This is a genomic window from Polynucleobacter sp. 30F-ANTBAC, assembly GCF_018882385.1.
Classification (GTDB): Bacteria; Pseudomonadota; Gammaproteobacteria; order Burkholderiales; family Burkholderiaceae; genus Polynucleobacter.
In genome coordinates this window covers 633,788-650,827 of the sequence record NZ_JACVON010000002.1, presented here as the reverse complement: position 1 = coordinate 650,827, position 17,040 = coordinate 633,788, and the positions used below count along the sequence as shown (strand labels likewise).

Annotated in this window: 19 protein-coding genes; 10 read left to right on the top strand and 9 right to left on the bottom strand. The window is 39.7% G+C overall.

Translation table 11 applies throughout. The annotated features are described in order from the left end of the window. Positions 1 to 12: 12 nt before the first annotated feature. A complete protein-coding gene (locus ICN28_RS08795; RefSeq protein WP_216287965.1) occupies positions 13 to 1,452 on the bottom strand; it encodes a 3'-5' exonuclease family protein in 1,440 nt (479 codons plus the stop codon). 77 nt (positions 1,453 to 1,529) lie between these two features. Then, positions 1,530 to 2,813: a DASH family cryptochrome gene (locus ICN28_RS08790; protein WP_216287960.1), complete on the bottom strand. Its 1,284-nt coding sequence runs from the start codon at positions 2,811 to 2,813 to the stop codon at positions 1,530 to 1,532. Positions 2,814 to 2,992: 179 nt separating this feature from the next. Here ICN28_RS08790 and ICN28_RS08785 point away from each other — a divergent pair, with 179 nt between their 5' ends. Next, on the top strand, positions 2,993 to 3,628 hold the full coding sequence (locus tag ICN28_RS08785) for an LON peptidase substrate-binding domain-containing protein (protein WP_255536199.1): 636 nt from the start codon (positions 2,993 to 2,995) through the stop codon (positions 3,626 to 3,628). Here the strand turns inward: ICN28_RS08785 and ICN28_RS08780 are convergent. Further along, on the bottom strand, positions 3,618 to 3,797 hold the full coding sequence (locus tag ICN28_RS08780; protein WP_216287955.1) for a hypothetical protein: 180 nt from the start codon (positions 3,795 to 3,797) through the stop codon (positions 3,618 to 3,620). The genes ICN28_RS08785 and ICN28_RS08780 overlap by 11 nt on opposite strands. A 103-nt stretch (positions 3,798 to 3,900) precedes the next feature. Here ICN28_RS08780 and ICN28_RS08775 point away from each other — a divergent pair, with 103 nt between their 5' ends. Both ICN28_RS08775 and ICN28_RS08770 read left to right on the top strand, forming a co-directional pair. Next, the gene (locus tag ICN28_RS08775; RefSeq protein ID WP_216287953.1) at positions 3,901 to 4,533 is read left to right on the top strand and encodes an alpha-ketoglutarate-dependent dioxygenase AlkB; all 633 of its coding nucleotides are present in this window, start codon (positions 3,901 to 3,903) and stop codon (positions 4,531 to 4,533) included. Beyond that, entirely contained in the window at positions 4,517 to 4,912 is a 396-nt protein-coding gene (locus tag ICN28_RS08770) for a thiol-disulfide oxidoreductase DCC family protein (RefSeq protein WP_216287951.1), read from the top strand. The genes ICN28_RS08775 and ICN28_RS08770 overlap by 17 nt, the downstream gene beginning before the upstream one ends. Here ICN28_RS08770 and ICN28_RS08765 read toward each other — a convergent pair. Then, the gene (locus ICN28_RS08765) at positions 4,909 to 5,292 is read right to left on the bottom strand and encodes a dihydroneopterin aldolase (RefSeq protein ID WP_216287950.1); all 384 of its coding nucleotides are present in this window, start codon (positions 5,290 to 5,292) and stop codon (positions 4,909 to 4,911) included. The genes ICN28_RS08770 and ICN28_RS08765 overlap by 4 nt on opposite strands. Before the next feature lie 120 nt (positions 5,293 to 5,412). On the opposite strand from ICN28_RS08765, the gene ICN28_RS08760 reads away from it, so the two are divergent. Further along, the gene (locus tag ICN28_RS08760) at positions 5,413 to 6,063 is read left to right on the top strand and encodes a glycosyltransferase (protein ID WP_216287949.1); all 651 of its coding nucleotides are present in this window, start codon (positions 5,413 to 5,415) and stop codon (positions 6,061 to 6,063) included. 6 nt (positions 6,064 to 6,069) lie between these two features. Here ICN28_RS08760 and ICN28_RS08755 read toward each other — a convergent pair whose 3' ends face one another. Together ICN28_RS08755 and ICN28_RS08750 are read right to left on the bottom strand one after the other, a co-directional pair. Beyond that, positions 6,070 to 6,615, bottom strand: coding sequence for an Rrf2 family transcriptional regulator (locus ICN28_RS08755; protein WP_216287948.1), 546 nt, complete (start codon positions 6,613 to 6,615; stop codon positions 6,070 to 6,072). A gap of 172 nt (positions 6,616 to 6,787) precedes the next feature. Then, positions 6,788 to 7,348, bottom strand: a complete 561-nt coding sequence (locus ICN28_RS08750) for a hypothetical protein (protein ID WP_216287947.1) — start codon at positions 7,346 to 7,348, stop codon at positions 6,788 to 6,790. A gap of 156 nt (positions 7,349 to 7,504) precedes the next feature. On the opposite strand from ICN28_RS08750, the gene ICN28_RS08745 reads away from it, so the two are divergent. After that, positions 7,505 to 7,927 carry a diacylglycerol kinase gene (locus tag ICN28_RS08745; protein ID WP_255536198.1) on the top strand — a complete coding sequence of 141 codons (423 nt, stop codon included), beginning with the start codon at positions 7,505 to 7,507 and terminating at the stop codon, positions 7,925 to 7,927. Here ICN28_RS08745 and ICN28_RS08740 read toward each other — a convergent pair. Beyond that, a complete protein-coding gene (locus ICN28_RS08740) occupies positions 7,894 to 8,517 on the bottom strand; it encodes an alternative oxidase (protein ID WP_216287945.1) in 624 nt (207 codons plus the stop codon). The two genes, ICN28_RS08745 and ICN28_RS08740, sit on opposite strands and share 34 nt — an antisense overlap. A gap of 227 nt (positions 8,518 to 8,744) precedes the next feature. Here ICN28_RS08740 and ycaO point away from each other — a divergent pair, with 227 nt between their 5' ends. The 3 genes from ycaO to ICN28_RS08725 are packed head-to-tail and all read left to right on the top strand — an operon-like array spanning position 8,745 to position 11,479. Next, positions 8,745 to 10,454 (top strand): 30S ribosomal protein S12 methylthiotransferase accessory factor YcaO, encoded by a 1,710-nt coding sequence (gene ycaO, locus ICN28_RS08735; protein WP_216287943.1) that lies wholly within the window; start codon positions 8,745 to 8,747, stop codon positions 10,452 to 10,454. 22 nt (positions 10,455 to 10,476) lie between these two features. Further along, the gene (locus tag ICN28_RS08730; RefSeq protein WP_216287941.1) at positions 10,477 to 11,295 is read left to right on the top strand and encodes an energy transducer TonB; all 819 of its coding nucleotides are present in this window, start codon (positions 10,477 to 10,479) and stop codon (positions 11,293 to 11,295) included. A gap of 34 nt (positions 11,296 to 11,329) precedes the next feature. Next, a complete protein-coding gene (locus tag ICN28_RS08725; protein WP_216287938.1) occupies positions 11,330 to 11,479 on the top strand; it encodes a hypothetical protein in 150 nt (49 codons plus the stop codon). A gap of 73 nt (positions 11,480 to 11,552) precedes the next feature. Here ICN28_RS08725 and ICN28_RS08720 read toward each other — a convergent pair whose 3' ends face one another. Further along, positions 11,553 to 12,020 (bottom strand): hypothetical protein, encoded by a 468-nt coding sequence (locus ICN28_RS08720; protein ID WP_216287937.1) that lies wholly within the window; start codon positions 12,018 to 12,020, stop codon positions 11,553 to 11,555. A gap of 166 nt (positions 12,021 to 12,186) precedes the next feature. Between ICN28_RS08720 and ICN28_RS08715 the strand changes: the two genes are divergently transcribed. Continuing rightward, positions 12,187 to 13,974: a 7TM-DISM domain-containing protein gene (locus ICN28_RS08715; protein WP_216287935.1), complete on the top strand. Its 1,788-nt coding sequence runs from the start codon at positions 12,187 to 12,189 to the stop codon at positions 13,972 to 13,974. Next, positions 13,971 to 14,672 (top strand): response regulator transcription factor, encoded by a 702-nt coding sequence (locus tag ICN28_RS08710; protein WP_216287933.1) that lies wholly within the window; start codon positions 13,971 to 13,973, stop codon positions 14,670 to 14,672. The genes ICN28_RS08715 and ICN28_RS08710 overlap by 4 nt, the downstream gene beginning before the upstream one ends. Here ICN28_RS08710 and ICN28_RS08705 read toward each other — a convergent pair. Continuing rightward, entirely contained in the window at positions 14,665 to 16,989 is a 2,325-nt protein-coding gene (locus ICN28_RS08705; protein ID WP_216287931.1) for an MFS transporter, read from the bottom strand. The two genes, ICN28_RS08710 and ICN28_RS08705, sit on opposite strands and share 8 nt — an antisense overlap. Positions 16,990 to 17,040 lie beyond the last annotated feature (51 nt).

The window sequence follows — 17,040 nt, the reverse complement described above, 5'->3', positions numbered from 1 at the left end:
GCTCTTTATTTTTTAAAATGACTGTTCCGAAATATTTCTTGCTGGAGGAATCTGAATGATCAAATCCCTCGAATAATTTTTGAGTGCATTTTTAATGATCTTATAAATATCTAGATCAAACTCTGGTTGCCCATCCTCCAGTAACTCATAGACTTCATTTTCATCAATGGCTGTTCCCAGATAACACCAATGATCAAATAGGTGTAAATCGTCTTCCTCTTTAATAGCAATGGCACCAGAGTACGGCCATGTATTAATTTTAAGCTTTTGCAGGGCTGTTTTAAGTCTTAAATTATGTATTTGGGATGATTCTTCACCAACACAAGCTCCATTACACTGTTTGACATGATAACCAAAGCAAGAGGCGCCTTGTTGTAATTTTTCAAAGCCTAACAAGCCCTCACAAAGCTGGTTCTTTTTCGCAATAGCTTGTAAAGCGCTGAGCGCCTCTCGCTTGCTATAGAACAAACCATATAAATTATTTTGCTTACCAGATTGCAAATCATGATGGTTAACTAAGTTGAGTTTAATATGCGGCCCCTCAGTCAATGAGCCTGCTGAATCAGCCCCTTCATCCATGCGCCATGCGCAGAGGTCCTTGGATTTTCGGAGTTTGATGTTAAAGCTAGGCAGCTTTTCTTTAATCAGGCGAGACTCCAACAAAAGAGCGCCTAACTCACCCCCTGTCTCAATCCAATCAATATCCCTGACCTGAAGAGATATTTTCATTTCTTTTCGATTAGTTAGTGCCGAATAAAAATGGCCCATCACTCTCGATTTGATATCGATACTTTTACCAATATAAAGAACTTGTTTATTTTCAGCATAAAAAATATAAACTCCGGGCTTATTAGGTAATTCATCGACCATTTCACGATCAATATGCGGAGGCAAGCTTGGTCGTCCTAATAGAAAATGTACTTCTTCTAACAAGCGTTCGCGACCGAACAATGCTTCGCAACGTTGCCAAAATTGGTAAATAAGCTGGGCATCACCCAAAGCTCTATGGCGAGCACTCACATGAAGGTTATGAACTTGTATCAATGTATCTAAATTATGTCTAGCCTGGTTGGGGAATAGGCGCCTTGAGAGTTTGACGGTACACAAGACCTTAGGCTGAAAATAAATCCCCACCCGCTTAAACTCATCTCGAATAAAGCCATGATCAAAACGAGCGTTATGAGCAATGAATATTTTGTCTTTTAGCTCAATGAAAAGATCTTGGGCAATATCTTCGAAACGTGGCTTTGTCGCCACCATTTCAGGGGTAATACCCGTTAGTTGTTGAATATTCTTGGGTATGTAAGTGTCAGGATTAATGAGCGTCGACCACTCACTGATCTCTTGATCATCCAAGGTCAAAATGCCAATTTCAGTGATGCGATCGATGTGCGATCGAGAACCTGTCGTTTCGATATCAACAAAGGCAAAGATGGACTCACCTACAGGCATTTAAGGGGTGCTTTAAGATTTTATGGAGATAACAATTATGCTACCGAGAACAAAAATTTGCTCTGTGTAGCAATACTCTAAAGCCAGTGATTTTGATAAACCCTATCAGGATCGTGGTCATGCATCTGTTTCGCCACATTAAAGGGTCGTCCACCTCTTGGATCCGTACCACGGCCTGCGATATACAACCAATTACCTTGATTGCTATAAACGTCATAATCAATTAGCTGCGACTCAAACCAAGCAGCACCTGCTCTCCAATCGCCACCCATGTCGTAGATCCAGTAACTGGCCACAATCTGACGCATCCGGTTGGACATAAAACCAGTTGACGATAACTCTTTCATTGCTGCATTAACAAATGGCTCCTTGGTTTGACCATTGATCCATTGGTTTAGCTGGCTGAGATTGATCTTGCCCACAGGCTTGTCACTAAGACCTCGACGATGAAAGAGCTTCTTACCGTACTTAAATGGCAAGAATGCGAAATAGTCTCTCCACAGCAACTCAAACCATAACCAATAAGTGCCGTCATTCGCACCATACTGTTTTTCATAGTGATCGAGGTCTTGAGCAATCGATCTAGCTGAAATACAACCCTGCGCCAACCAAGGTGAAAATTTACTTGAGTAATCCATACCCAGTAGCTGATTGCGAGTCTCTTTATAGGTGTCTGGTAAACGACGCTCAAAATATTGCTCCACATGCAATCTTGCTGCTCTTTCGCCACCTTTAAAAATCAATAGTGGTGCCTCAGTTGATTCATGGGCATGGGAATAATTTTGGGAGTTTGGGGTATCTTGTTTTTGAAGGATCTTGCGCAGATCCATCGGCAAAGGTGGGATGCTTGTAGGAATAGCTTCTGGTTTTGCAAACCTAATCTTAGCGTTTTCTATCTTTTGGCGAAAAGCCGTAAAGACATCTGGCATATCTTCTATATCAAACGGTAGATCCTTAGGATCGACCATAGTGGACTGCCAAAACTCTTTGACAAAGACGCCTTGCTTGGTCAACTGGTGAATGTCGCCCTGTTCTTCAGGCGCTTGAATCCTCTGACAATAAACTTCTGCAGACCCGATGGTTTTAATTAAGTTGGGTATAACCACATCGGGGCTGCCTGATAACTCAACCAGGTCAGAACCTCTTTGCTGAAGTTGCAACTTCAGATCGCAAAGGGACTCTGATAGAAACTGCTGCCGATAGGACCCCCTTCTTGGGAAACCCCATTCAGAATCCAGTAGGTCTTTTGAATCATGAATATAAATTGGCAATACATACTCGGCATCGGCACAAGAACTTAAGAAGCCAGGGTTATCCGTTAGACGAAGATCCCCTCGAAACCAATAAACAATTATTTTCACAATGAAATCAGACCCTTAACTTTTTAAACAATCACTCCAATCGATCAATCTCGCCCAGATGAAGTGAATTCACATACTATACAACCGAAAGAAATAGGCGTTATTTATAAGGGCTTTCGGGAGCGCCAGCAAGATTAAGTCAAATCCTTTAAATTAGTCGTATGAGCTCACCCAAACATATGACAATTCCATTATTTCCATTAGGCACGATTCTGTTCCCAGACGGCATCATTCCTTTGAAGATTTTTGAAGCTCGTTATTTAGATATGATCAAAAAATGCTTCCGTGAAGGGACGCCTTTCGGTGTCATTAGTATTATTAAGACCAATAGCTTTGGTTCAGATTCGAATGATCTCGTACCAGTGAACCAGAGCTTCTCAGACATTGGTACGCTAGCGGTCATTGAAGATTTTGATCCAGTTCAACCAACGGTTTATATGACACGATCGGTTGGCACGCAACGCTTCAAACTTTTAAGTGCTGCGCAAGAACCAGACGGTCTTTGGATTGGTCAAGTTGAGCTTCTGGAAAACGATCCTCCTTCACCGATTCCATCAGAGCACCAAAAGGTAGCAAACCTTCTTCATGAAATGATCGAAATGATTCAGAGCCAAACCCTGATTGAAGAACCTTTGTTTAAGGCAGCGACAGATCCTAATGACTGCGGTTGGGTGGCCAATCGCTTAGCGGAGTTATTACCACTCTCTTTATCCGTCAAGAATCATCTACTAGGGCAAATCAATCCCAGAATACGTTTAGATCTCATCACTGAAATTATTGAGGATGATGATTTAAGAAAATTAGTTATTCATTGAGATGAGGCTTGTTGGTGGAGTTATCGGCGGCGTCATCTTCGGGTTCAATGATTTTAAGAGCAGGATGCGCCATCTTTTCACCGTTCCAAAATTGGCCACACCAGCACTCGCCTTGTGGATTAATGATGCAAACGCCTGAACCACAACATCTTGTATCGGGTGCGCTCATAGAAACCTTTTTTGCATTGAATTTAGTGAATACCCCCATTCTAGAGTTTTTAGAGTGTCCGTGCTGTGATGATGGTTATCTCGCATCTCACTCCAAATAAGTCATGATGCAATCTTCATTATTTGATCTTCAAGAAAATCAGCAGACTCTGACAATCTTAGATAAAGATGGTCGAGTCGATTACATGCCAGGATTTTTCAATGAGTCCGAAAGTACCCTTCTGTTCCAGCAATTGTTGCAGTCTTTGGACTGGCAATTTGATCAAATCATGATGTTTGGGAAGCTGATCACCACCAAGAGAAAGGTGGCTTGGGTCGCTCATGAAGGTTGCTCCTACACCTACTCTCAGGTCAAGAAGGAACCACAGGCCTGGACCCCCGAACTTCTAGAAATCAAGGGGCGACTTGAAAAGCTCTGCGGCGGCGTGTTTAACTCCTGCTTACTAAACCTTTATCACACTGGTGAAGAAGGCATGGGTTGGCACAGTGATAATGAAAAAGAATTAGACCCTAACTCGCCCATTGTTTCAGTGAGCTTGGGTGCTTCTCGAAAGTTTTCTTTTAAACACACCACTGACACAGACAAAGTGAATGTGACTTTACAACATGGCAGTGTTTTACTGATGCATCCACCTACACAAAACTACTGGGTACACAGCTTACTAACGACAAAAGTAGCAACACCCCCACGAATAAACCTCACTTTTAGATCGATCCAACATGACACTCACTCCTAAACCAGAATTACTCAAAGTTCTCTACGATGGCGCTTGTCCACTCTGCAGAAGAGAGATTGCTCACGTTAAAGGTTTAGCAGAGAAGGATTCAGATAGCTCACTATGCTTTGTGGATATCAGTCAAAAGTCGTCTGAGACGGTTTCTTATCCGGCTGATCGCGATCAATTGTTAGCGCGTTTCCATGTTGAAAAAGAAGATGGCTCACGCATGGATGGTGCCGCAGCATTTGTGGCGATGTGGGACAGATTGCCGGGATGGCGTTGGTTAGCTAAGTTTGCAAAACTACCAGGTATGCTAGTTATATTAGAGATTGCTTATAAAGGATTCTTGTATATCAGACCAGGCATGCAATCCATTGCAAGACGACTCGATCGTTAACGCATAGAGATCAAATTCGACCGATCTATAGCAATTTTGACGCCTAGACTTCCTGTACCTCGTCTGACAGGTCCTTTTCTTAAGCCAATCTCCAGAGTTTGAATAGCTTGATACTGTGCGCAGGCTTTAATAATCAGCGTCATCAATCTTTCTTGAGTCTCATAGTGCCCATCGGCTGCAATACGATCGATTTCTTCTATTAGAGGGTCATAGTCAAATACAAACTCCATACCATCCTGAGGAATAAGTACCAGCTTTGAATCAATCCACAATGTTAAATCCAGCAAATGATGATCTGGAATCACATCATCCGGACCATACGTGCCAATCTTGGTAGCCAGTTTTAAATCTCTTAATTCGATAGAAGCTTGCTGCAACATGAAGTTAACCTTTGCTTAAGTGGTGATAAATCACACAGTAAAGTGGGATTATTCATCAATTCAGGTCATCGCGTAGGACCTCTCTGAAATAAAGCCTGATTCATGGTCTAATCACTCCCCATGATCACAGTCGTTATTGCCTCGTATCGTTACGGGCATCTTGCAGCACATTGCATCGAGTCTTTACTATCTCAAACGCAAGCACCCTCAAAAATTTTATTCGTTGATGATGGCTGGGGAGACTGTACTCATCTTCCAGAGCTCTACCCTCAAGTAGAGTTTGTTTTGAGACCTGATAATTTGGGTACTGTTGATAATTTTCAAGACATGCTCTCCCGAGTCGCCACGGAATACGTTCTATTCATTGGCGCAGATAACTGGTTAAGGTCTGATGCGATTGAATTACTCTCTCATGCCAGAACAGATATTGTGACCTATGACATTGTGGTCACCGGTGAACTCAAGGAAGAAATATTAGTTCGAGTGCCAGGCGAAACAGAACCGCATCAAGGTGATCTGTATTGGGATCGCCAGAATTTACATCATGGCTCAATGCTCTATCGCACAGCCATGGGTCAGAAGATTGGCTATCAAAAGCGCTTTGAAGATGGGCACCACCCTCAAGAGGACTGGAACCTTTGGGACAAAATGCTGGAGTTGGGCGCTACTGTGGCGAGCCTGAAAGAAGGTTTATTGTTCTATCGCCGCCACCGCGAGAACTTCCTCAAGTATGGCGACCCTAGTCTAACGTCAGGCGTCAGTAGAACCTAAGAGCTATTAAGACGTCTTGGCTTTATTCGATGAGCAAAGTGCCCAAGAAAATACCGAGTTCGCAATGAACTTCTTTTTAGGGGCAGCGTCACGCTTTGCTGCAATTGATTTTTTCTCGCTCGCTATAGCGGCTTTGCTCAAAGCCTTTTCTTTCTTAGGTTTGATCGCTAAAGGATTCAATTTATCTAAATTCTGCTGAACCAACATACCCAAGTTGATGCTGGACATATGCTCCAACATGAATGTCTCCAATGAAGACCAAAGCTCATTCGCTTCAGTGGTCTTAGAGTTGCTGTAGTCAATCGCAATCACAATATCTCTTAAACTGATTTGATCAGCTTCTTTAGCAAGTGTGTAGCCACCACCCGGCCCTCTAAAGCTATTCACCACCTCTGCTTTACGCAATGAGGCAAATAACTGCTCTAGATAAGACAGAGAAATATCACGTCTTTCAGCAATTTCAGCTAAAGAAACAACACCACCCTCTTTAGAGTGAAGTGCCAAATCAATCAAGGCTGTAACAGCTGCACGGCTTTTAGTAGTTATACGCATAAATTCACTATACCTTAACTGCAAAAATTTGCAATTGAGCATAAATTGCCAAAAACCATGTGGGTATAGGACTGAGGTAAATATTGAAAAAATTGATTTTTTTCAACAACTTAAACCATGAACTGGTCAATGACTAACCACTAAGAGGCAGTTAGTCATTTTCATAAAGTGATTACCGATACATGGATTTTTTAACCCAAGAAATCTTCTTCATCATTTTCTTAAAAGCTTCTTGCTTGATTTCTTCACGAATAAAATCAATCATTTGATCTGTTTTATCCGTGTGCTTCTTCGGCGTATCAATCTTGGCAGATGCTTTGAATTCATGAACTTTACGGCCATCCAGAACAAGATATCTAACTGAACATTTGCTAATAGGTAAGTTATAGATTTGGTTGCAAACGATTAATTGCTTGTCCAAGGCACTCGCATGAAAAAGAATATGGCTCTGTAGATCGTCTAATTTTTCAGGCGAGCTAAACAGTGTGAATCCAGTAGAAGGCGCTTCCCACTCAGAATCATCTGAGTACCAAAGCTCCTCAATAGCATCTTGTTCGTTGAGCTTCTTCGCTTCTGCGGTACTCAAGCCATAAAACACACGATAAACCGAATAGTTATCCCCTGGACCATTTTTATTTTCATCAGCAATAAATCGGTTGTTGATCTCAATATTTAGCGCCTCAACTGCAGCGTTGCCGATCAAGGTTAGACGGTTCACGAAAGTTTTAGACATTTTTTCTCCTTTGATATTTTTAAAGGATACAGGATTCACCATTTTTCTTAGTGGAAAAATATAAAAACAGCTTACTTAGAACCAATATTTGATGACCAACTGACATAAATATGTCACATTGGTGTTGCTTAATAGGTCTTTTAAATGGATGAGTCAATGGAATCGAAATACTCAATAAAAGACAATCCTCATAAAGGTAATAAAGGGATCACGCGAGCAATCAAAGCATCCATTAATTCTTGGAATGGTCTTAAATACGCGTTCGAGGAAGAAAGTGCCTTTAGACAAGAATTGGCTCTAGCAGTTGTATTAATTCCAACCGCCCTATTTCTACCCTGCACGCCTATTGAAAAGGTATTGCTGATTGCCAGCGTATTTTTGGTGTTGATTGTTGAGCTATTGAACTCAAGTGTGGAAGCAGCCATTGATCGGATATCGTTCGATATCCACGGTTTATCAAAGCGCGCTAAAGATTTTGGTAGTGCGGCTGTGATGCTCGCACTGATCCTTTGCATGGTAACCTGGTTAATTGTTCTTTTTAATACTTACTTGGCATCGTATTCATTGGCAAACTCATGATTGGCATCACGATGCTCTGTCTCATCTGCACGCACAGCAATCACCACATCTCTTAGAGTTGCATCCGGTGATAACTTCCAGTAATCAATTGCAATCTTCGGCGCGGAGATATTCGGCGTACCACCTTCATCAATCTGCTTGAGATACTCGGTATACGAATAAACAGCTTCTTCTTCGAAATAGCCCACAATGCGATGCGCAGTTCTTGGAAAGAGGACGTAAATAATGAAATAAAAGTTCCAGAAAATAGCCTGAACAAATAAGACCAAGTAACGCTCAAACGCATTAGGTTTAGCAATCTCAATGAAAGTCATGAGATGCATTCTTTCGTTTTCCGCTTCTGCTAATAGCGTTCTGATCTTAGGGCCATACCCGGGTTTCATGCGGCGCAAGCTTGTGAGATGCGTCCACATGCCAGCCACCATCCCAGGAACACCCGCCACCGTCTCGAGTACAACTGCACGGTGACCGTATCGCTTTCTGAAAAACGTGTCTGCAAAAAAGCGCATCACTTTAGTAAAAAAGAGCGCAATTCTGTCAGAGGCACTCTGGGGGTTGTAGTGAAGAGAGATGTTGGTTTTATCGTTCATCAAAGGATCATAGCCTTTAATAGATAAATCTGTTGAAAGCCCTAAAATCTCAAACAAATCGGATCTTCATCTGAGATTGGCTTTGATCAAGCTCAGAATGTCGTCAAACCACTGCCGTAGCTTTGTGAATGGTTGTAAGAGTTTTTTCAGTAAGCTCATTAGGATCAGGTTAAACCTTTTTTCACACTAGCACTACCTTAGCTTAGCTTGCTCTATTAGAATGTCGCATGACTACACAAAGCTATATTCCAGGCAAAGATGCCTCTCTCGAATCCACCATTGCTACCATGCAGAAAAAGCTGGCAGATCGTGGGTTTTTCTTAAATGAATCGTCACTCTTAAACCCTGTTGAGGGTATTTGGTCAACCCACGTGAAAGATCGTGATTGCCCGATGCTGTTTGCCAACGGCAAAGGTGCGACTGAATTAGCAGCCCGAGCCAGTGCATTCGGGGAGTTTTTTGAAAGACTTGGCACTCATTACTTTTGGACTCACTTCTATTTAGGTCAGAAACGCAGCGAAGCTGCCTTTGTTCACTACCCTCAAGAAAAATGGTTCCCCATTGACGGCGAAGCTTGGCCTACAGGCATTCTGAATCCTGAATTACACAATTTTTACAACCCTGATAGTGCAATTGATGCCTCCGTATTAGTTGATTTGAACTCCGGCAATATAGAACGTGGCATTTGCACGCTTCCTTATAAGCGCCTACGAGATGATGAGGTCACTTATTTTCCGGTGAACATCATTGGCAATCTATATGTGAGCAATGGCATGGCTGCCGGTAACACGATGATGGAAGCACGCAGCCAAGCTCTCTCAGAAATCTACGAGCGCCACGTTAAGTACAAGATTATTAGCGAGGGTTTATGCCTTCCTGATGTCCCTGAAGAAGTGATTGCACGTTATCCAAAAATTGCTAGCGGCATTAAAGGTCTTAGAGATGCTGGCTTTGGCATATTAGTTAAAGATGCATCTTTAGGCGGTCTCTATCCGGTGATGAATGTCACCCTACTCCACCCCAAGGATCAAGGATGCTTTGCTAGCTTTGGCGCACATCCTCGTTTTGAAATTGCCCTTGAACGTGCCCTAACCGAATTACTTCAAGGCCGTGCTCTTGATTCGTTAGAGAACTTTGCCGAGCCTGGGTTTGATATGGATGAAATTAACTCTGTATCCAATTTAGAAATCCATTTTGTGGATTCCAGCGGTGTGATCAGTTGGAATTTTTTAAGTAAGCAATCTGACTATACGTTTGTTGATTGGAACTTTAGCTCAACAACAGAAGAAGATTACAACTGGCTTTGCCAGCGCATTGAAGCAGATGGTTGCGATGCTTACGTATCCGACTTTTCAGAGCAAGGTGCGTATGCTTGCCGCATATTGGTACCAGGCATGTCTGAAATTTATCCTGTTGAAGATCTGGAATGGGAAAACAACAGCGTCGGCAATCTTATTCGCCCATCGCTAGTAAGACTATCCACGCTCACAGACGCTGAGATCGAGGAGCTGTACTCAGAGCTTCAAACTCAGAACCTCAATGATGAGCGCCCTCTTTGGGAGATCTTAGGCTTAGCTATCCCAGTAGGAACACCCTGGAAAGAGCTTCGCATCGGTGAATTGAAAACGTTATTGGCTTTAGCCATTGGGGACAAAGAAGGCATCTTAGAAGGATGCGATTGGATCCATCATTACAAGCAACTGAACCCAAGCCGTCGATTGGTTTATCGCTGTATTGAGAACTTGATTCAATTTGATGACCCAGCTACTTATGATCATTCTTTAGAGCTACTCTACGGTAAAGAAACACTCCGCCAAGCCAAAGCACTCCTAGATCAAAGCGAAAGATTTTTTGGCTTAGAAGACTTGGGTGAGAACATGGAAGCCAGCGCTATGCATCAAAGCCTCTTGGCAGCCTATGACAAACTATTTGCATAATGACACTGCAATAGGTTAATTTTTGCCATTCTTTAATCGATTTAAGAGCCACCCTCAATTTATTTTGAGGGTGGCTTTATTTTTATCCATTGCATTACATATTGGCTTTATCTGGATATGGATCCCCGCAAAAGATCCATATCCGAAGAAATTAGAAGATACAGTTGTTGTTCAATTAAATGACCCGAAAGAAATACCAAAAAAGATAGAACCTCTAGAGTCTGCTCTTGCAGCTCAGGATCTAAGCATCAAGAACCCCGCTACTCAAGCAGCTCCAGCCGCTCCCACAGCTGAGGAATGGGCTTTTGCAGCCAAGTACACACTAAAAAATAGTAAAGGCTACAGACACTCTTGGGGACAACAAGTGCGTAGCATGATGGGAACTGCCACTGAAGGAGCAGATCAAGGTCAAGTGCGCTTCAAAATACAAATTGCCCCTAATGGCTCAATAGATAAGGTGGATACGCTGTGGAAAACGTCTGACGTGGCAGAAAAATTAGCGCGTCAAGCTATTCAAACGATGCCACCTCTTCCACCAACACCGACAGGCCAGCCATTGATTTTTGAAAAGACAATTTCATTCTCGCCTTTTGCCGATGATGCCCCACCCATCTATCGAGATGATTGCTTACCAGACCCACCTGCCTTTAATAATCCATTTGCGTGGGATGGCACCTCCCCACAAGAAATCAAGAAAAATAAAACGTTGGAAACCCTCAGCCCTGAGGCACTTGCTGCCTGCTTGAAACAATTACCGCAAGACTCTATTGAGGCAGAAAGTGCCCATGATCAAAGGCAATTGGATCAATGGGGATCCAGTAAATTAAATCAGAGTAAGTAAGAGAGCTTATTAAACTTTGATTATGAAAATACTAATGCCCTCTCTCATCACACTTCTATTAGTTGGATGTGGCACCATTACAGAGCAAAGTATTTACGAAGGGATTAGATACCAACAAAAAGCAAAAGATGTCGGAGTTGAGGCAAAGTCGCAGCCTTTACCATCTTATGATCAGTACAAATAAGAACGTAACGAGAAATTAAAGAAATAAAAAAACCACTCCGAAGAGTGGTTTTGCCTGACAAAAAAACTAAAAATTAGTTTACTTTTGTAATAGAGAAAATAGGCATTTTCTTATCATTTGGAGCTCTAGAAACTTGGTAAGTATCTTCAGCTTTCATTAAATCACAAATATCAGGGAAATTTGAATAAGTAGGAGGAGTAACGCTAGAGTTATCTTTAGTTTGCTCGTTCCAGTTAGCTGACTTGAACATCGAACCAACACTCTCACATGAATCTTTGTGAATTCTCTTCAATTGTAGGCTAGCAGTCTGAGGGTTTTTCTTCAATTTATCAGACATTTCATCAATTATTTTGTTACAAATTTTACCATTTTCATCTTTGTTACGATCCTGGAGAATTGCCATAACAGCAACACCATTAACTTCGCCAACAACACCGCAAGCTCTACGTCCTTTTTGAGCATAAGCAGGAGTGGATAACATTGCAAATACAGCAAACATTGATGTAACAATGGCAATAGGTTTAATAAATTTAATAGTCATAACTTTCCTTTAATTTAAATTAACAGAACTACGCGACAAGTCTATTTGAACCAAAGCACAAAACCTTGCAAATTCCTACATTTTGAGGGATCAATCAAGTAATATGATCTAAGGAATGAAACACTTAATAAGACTCTTGATAATCATTGGATCCTTTACTTTGGGCATGTATCAGGTAGCTTATGCGGAAAAAATTAAAGCTGAATATAGTTATTTTGAAGATAAATTTAATGAAGTTGGAAAAGATGACTTACCGTTTATCGACTTTGCAGACTCAGACAATACCATTAACAAACCCTTTGGAACGCATACACACTGGGTCAAAATTAAGATAAAAGAAAAGTCTAAATCTAGTTTAGTACTCAGAGTTAAACCAACCTATCTTGATAAAGTTGAGTTTTATCAGCAAAAAAAAACCAAAGTTAATCTTATTAAAACTTATGGGGACACAAGAATAGGGTCGCTTGTAGAGTCCAATGACTTGGCTTACAGGTTTGAAATAGAAGAAGATGATTCTATCGACATCTACTACTTAAAAATTAACACAACAAGCAATGTGTATTTTTACGCAGAAATTCTTTCAAGGGATGATGCTGACAATAAGAAATCGATCGAGAGTATTTATATTGGTATATATGTTGGCGTATCTTTTATTTTCATGATGCTGTCAGCTGTATTAGTAAGTAAAAATAAGTCAGTCATCACCATTTTGCTCGCGATTGGAATTCTTTCCAGCACTGCATCATCACTCTTAAGATCTGGAACAATTGACTTTATAACCAAACAAACATTTATACCAAGCAGTCAATTTACAACGGCAATAACTGGCCTATCAATAGTATTTTTTATATTGTTCTTAAATGAATATATAAGGATTCATTTAAATAAAATTTTAATATATAAAATCGCGACTTCTCTGACAGCTATTCTGTGTGCTTATATTGGATACAAATACATTTCAGCAGGAATCATAGATACAAAAACATTTTTATATCTAGCAATTGTAAATTACACCCTAGCAATATACGTGTACTTTAAGTTGGTAATCTGGATGAACAGCTATGCCATCAAAATCATTTCAACATTACTGGTTACCTTAGGTCTTTATAACATCGCTCTAAACTTAGGTTTTCTTGGGGCAATGGCAGATGATACTTATATATTCTTAGGTAGAAATATATTTTTTTATGCCTTCTTTAGTTTTATGATTTTAATTTTCATAAAGGAGGAAAGCATAAAAAAGAAAAATTTGGTCGCGGCAAATCAAAGCAAAGATCTTATAACTAATAAAGAAAAAAATAGGCGATTTGAGCTTGAAAAAGAAATCGGGATACTACTTCATGAAATTAAAACCCCACTTTCAATTATTCAACTATCAATTGACAACCTAAAAAACAACTACAACAATACAGATCCCAGCATTTTTAAAAGATTTAAAAATATTTCTGATTCAGCTGATCAAATTAATTCAATCATCATTAGGTCATTAATGCTTGAAAAAGATAATCACAGTAAAGAGTTAGAAACCTCAAAAATTAAATTAGTTGATTTGATTTCAAAAATTACCTCAAAGCTAGAGTCTAAAAGATTTAATATCACATGCGACAGCAACTTATATGTGATAACCAATGAATTTACATTTGAAATCATAATGAAAAATTTGATTGATAATGCCTATAAGCACTCAGAGCCGAACACAACCATAACGATTAAAGCTCAACTAGCCGAAGAAAATATTTCTAAACAAGTGGAAATTCTCATTGAAAATTTCTTGAATAGTCACCTTAAAGAAATTACTTTATCTAAATTCCAGTCTTCACTTGAAATGCAATCTGGGAAAAATATGGGATTAGGATTGTGGTTAATTAATGAATTATGCAAAACACTTGGCATCAGAATTTTTAATCAAGTAGATCAAAATATTGTTCAATTCAAACTTCTCGTATCCGCATGAGTGATCAGTTTAAATTAGCCATCGTTGAAGACAATCAAACTCTAGCTTCAGAACTAGAGTTGGTATTTTCTCAATCTGATTGGGAGGTATACCTCGCTGATTGCGGCGAGGAACTTGATTACATTATGAGGCATCAAGATATTAAGTTAATTATTCTTGATTTAAACCTTCCAGGCGAGGATGGGATAGACATATTAAAGAGGGTGAAGGCTGCATACCCTTCTATTGGGGTCATTATTCTCACCGCCAGGATTACTAGCAGTAATAAAATTGAAGGTTATGAGGCGGGTGCAGATATTTACATCACAAAACCAGCAAGAGCAAAAGAACTTATTTTTGCCGCTAATAACTTGCTACAAAGGCTAGTTACAGATCGTGAAAAGGCGAAAAATTGTCATGTTCTCGATACAAAATCTTTAAAACTTATCACGAAAATGGGTACGCCAATTAAATTAACTTGGTCAGAATGCAACATTCTTAGGATCTTAGCAATAGCTCCAAGCCATCAGATTGAGACAGAAAAACTAAAATCAGATCTAGGAGATCCCGAAATAACCAAAGAAAAAATTGAAGTCACGATTTCAAGACTTAGATCAAAACTCAAAAACCACCATGAATTATCTGGCGCAGAAACTATCAAAGCAATTTGGGGGAAAGGCTATCAACTTTGCATTTCCCTTGAAGTTAAAATTAATTAATTAATTCTAATTTTTGTTGATTTTTCAATAAGATGAAATATCCAAGTATGGTTGCAATTAAAGAGATCACACCAAAAACTAAAAATGTACTTTGATATCCTAGGCTAACGATAAGTGTGGCTGCCAGAATTGGACCAAAGGCATTACCTAATCGCTCATTGAATCGGTACGCTCCATAAATACCTGATTCGGAGTGTTTTCTAATTAACCCTTCATCAACTACTTGAGCTACAAGACTGCTTTGAGAACTGATACTCATTGCTTGCCCTAATCCAATAAACACAATACAAATTACAAGTGCCCATATGTCTGTAGAGAGACCTAGATAAATCAATCCAATACCTGAAAATATAGCGCCCAAATTCATAAAAAGAACCTGCCGCTTATATGTATTTGCAAATTTTGCAGCGAGAGGAACCAACAACACCATAATGACGGCATAAATCATTAATAATCGACCAGTAAAAGCTTGATTCTTTCCTAGTGTTGCAACAAACATAGGAACCAAATAAAAGCAAACCCCTGCCAAGATCATTTTGGCCGGTATGGCATTTAGAAAACAAATCGCACTAAATCCAGGTGTTTTCAATGCTGCTAATGCTTTGTATGCCGTCATAATTGAATTTTGCGGTTGTACAGTCATCACATTAGCCATAGGTATCAACCATATCAAGGAAGATAAACAAAGGATGGCAGCAACACCAAAAGGCACTCTATTACCGAAATTATCCGCAATAATTCCACCGAGAGATGGGCCGCAAACTGTTGCAACCATGATTGTTCCTACAAGCAGCGCAAATCCTATTGCCCTATCAACCTTAGTTGTATTTTGAATGATGTGATCTTGGACAGATATAAATAAGAGCGCATAAGATATTCCCCCTATCACTCTCGCTATGATCAATGTCTCAAAATTGCTTGCCAAAGCTGCTGTTAAAAACCCGCAACTAGACAATATCACACCAAAGACTAAGGTCTTTTGTCGTCCAAATTTTGCAATAATCCCTGAACTCAAGGGCTGCCCAAATGCAACAACTGTCATGAACACGACGATAGGCAAGCTAATTAATAAGCTTGTCGAATACCCATAACTTAAATTAGACATTTCCTGACTAATTGTAGGCATGACAGTTCTAGTAAATTCTTCAGCTAAAAATATAAGGAATGCTGGCGCACGAATTTTCCTAAGGGCATCGTTGTTATTCTCATGAGAAGCTTTACCAATATTAGCCATCGCCATAACTTCACTGGAGATAAATAAAATGACAAGCAAGACAATCATAAGATCTTGAATATTTTCTGAAATTAATTGAGTTGCAAGATTTGGATTCAATGATGTCACTACTTTCCCAACTTCAACCCCTTCTTGAGATTTAATTGATACAGAAGTAGACTGAGTGCCATCAACCCCCGATAGGAATAATTGCTTATTATTCTTATCAACAATCTTTAAACCTTCTAAGTTTGAATTTTGAGCCAATTGATTCTCAAAATGCTCCTTAACGCCAACCAGCTGGGACAAACTTAACCCTCCCTCATTGACTGCCTTTCCAATAAGACTTACTTCAGTTTTACCGAAAGCTTGCCCCCATTTAACAAGCTCCTTAGGAACTTCTTTAGAAAAAATACTATATGACTCATAGGTGAGAGGGCCACTTACGAACAGCAAGGCCAATCCCATAATAATATTCACAGTTAACTTCTTGGGCTCGCCATTCCTGGAAATATATAAATAGAAAAATAATGTACAAACTAACATTGCAATAAAAAAAGCAACCCCGCCAACCGGCAAGGTCTGAAGCAACATGTTATTAGAAATTTGAGTTAAAAGTGATGATGAGTAACTTAATAAAGCAACAGCTACAACCTCGTCATAAGAGTTAACAATGGCCTGACCAACCAAACGTGAGTCACCATCAGAAATAAAAAAAGGAGATTTTTTATTTACGTTAGCCTGACTTAAAACTTTTCTCTCAAGTTCACCTGAAATTTTATCTAGGTCCTTATTTGAAGACCTTAAGGTTTGGGCTTTTGATCCAAGAATTAAAACTCCCGTGACCAGACTATCAGATTCTTTAATTTCCGCTAAATCACTATCAGCAATTGGTAAATTAGATATATCAAAACCAAGACTCAATGACTGTTCAGCCTGCTTTTTCATCTCAGCGACGTTAATGACAAAACGTTCATTAGATAAATTAGTTACAGACCTCTGAAATTTAAAATAATTCAGGCCCAAGGCAAATGTAATTGAAAACAGTAATATTGCTGCTGTTAACAAAACATACTTCAGTAAGTAATTTTTAGTTTTTTTCATAAATTCAGCTTTTGTATTTTGCCCAATAATATTGGATTAAATAGAAGAATC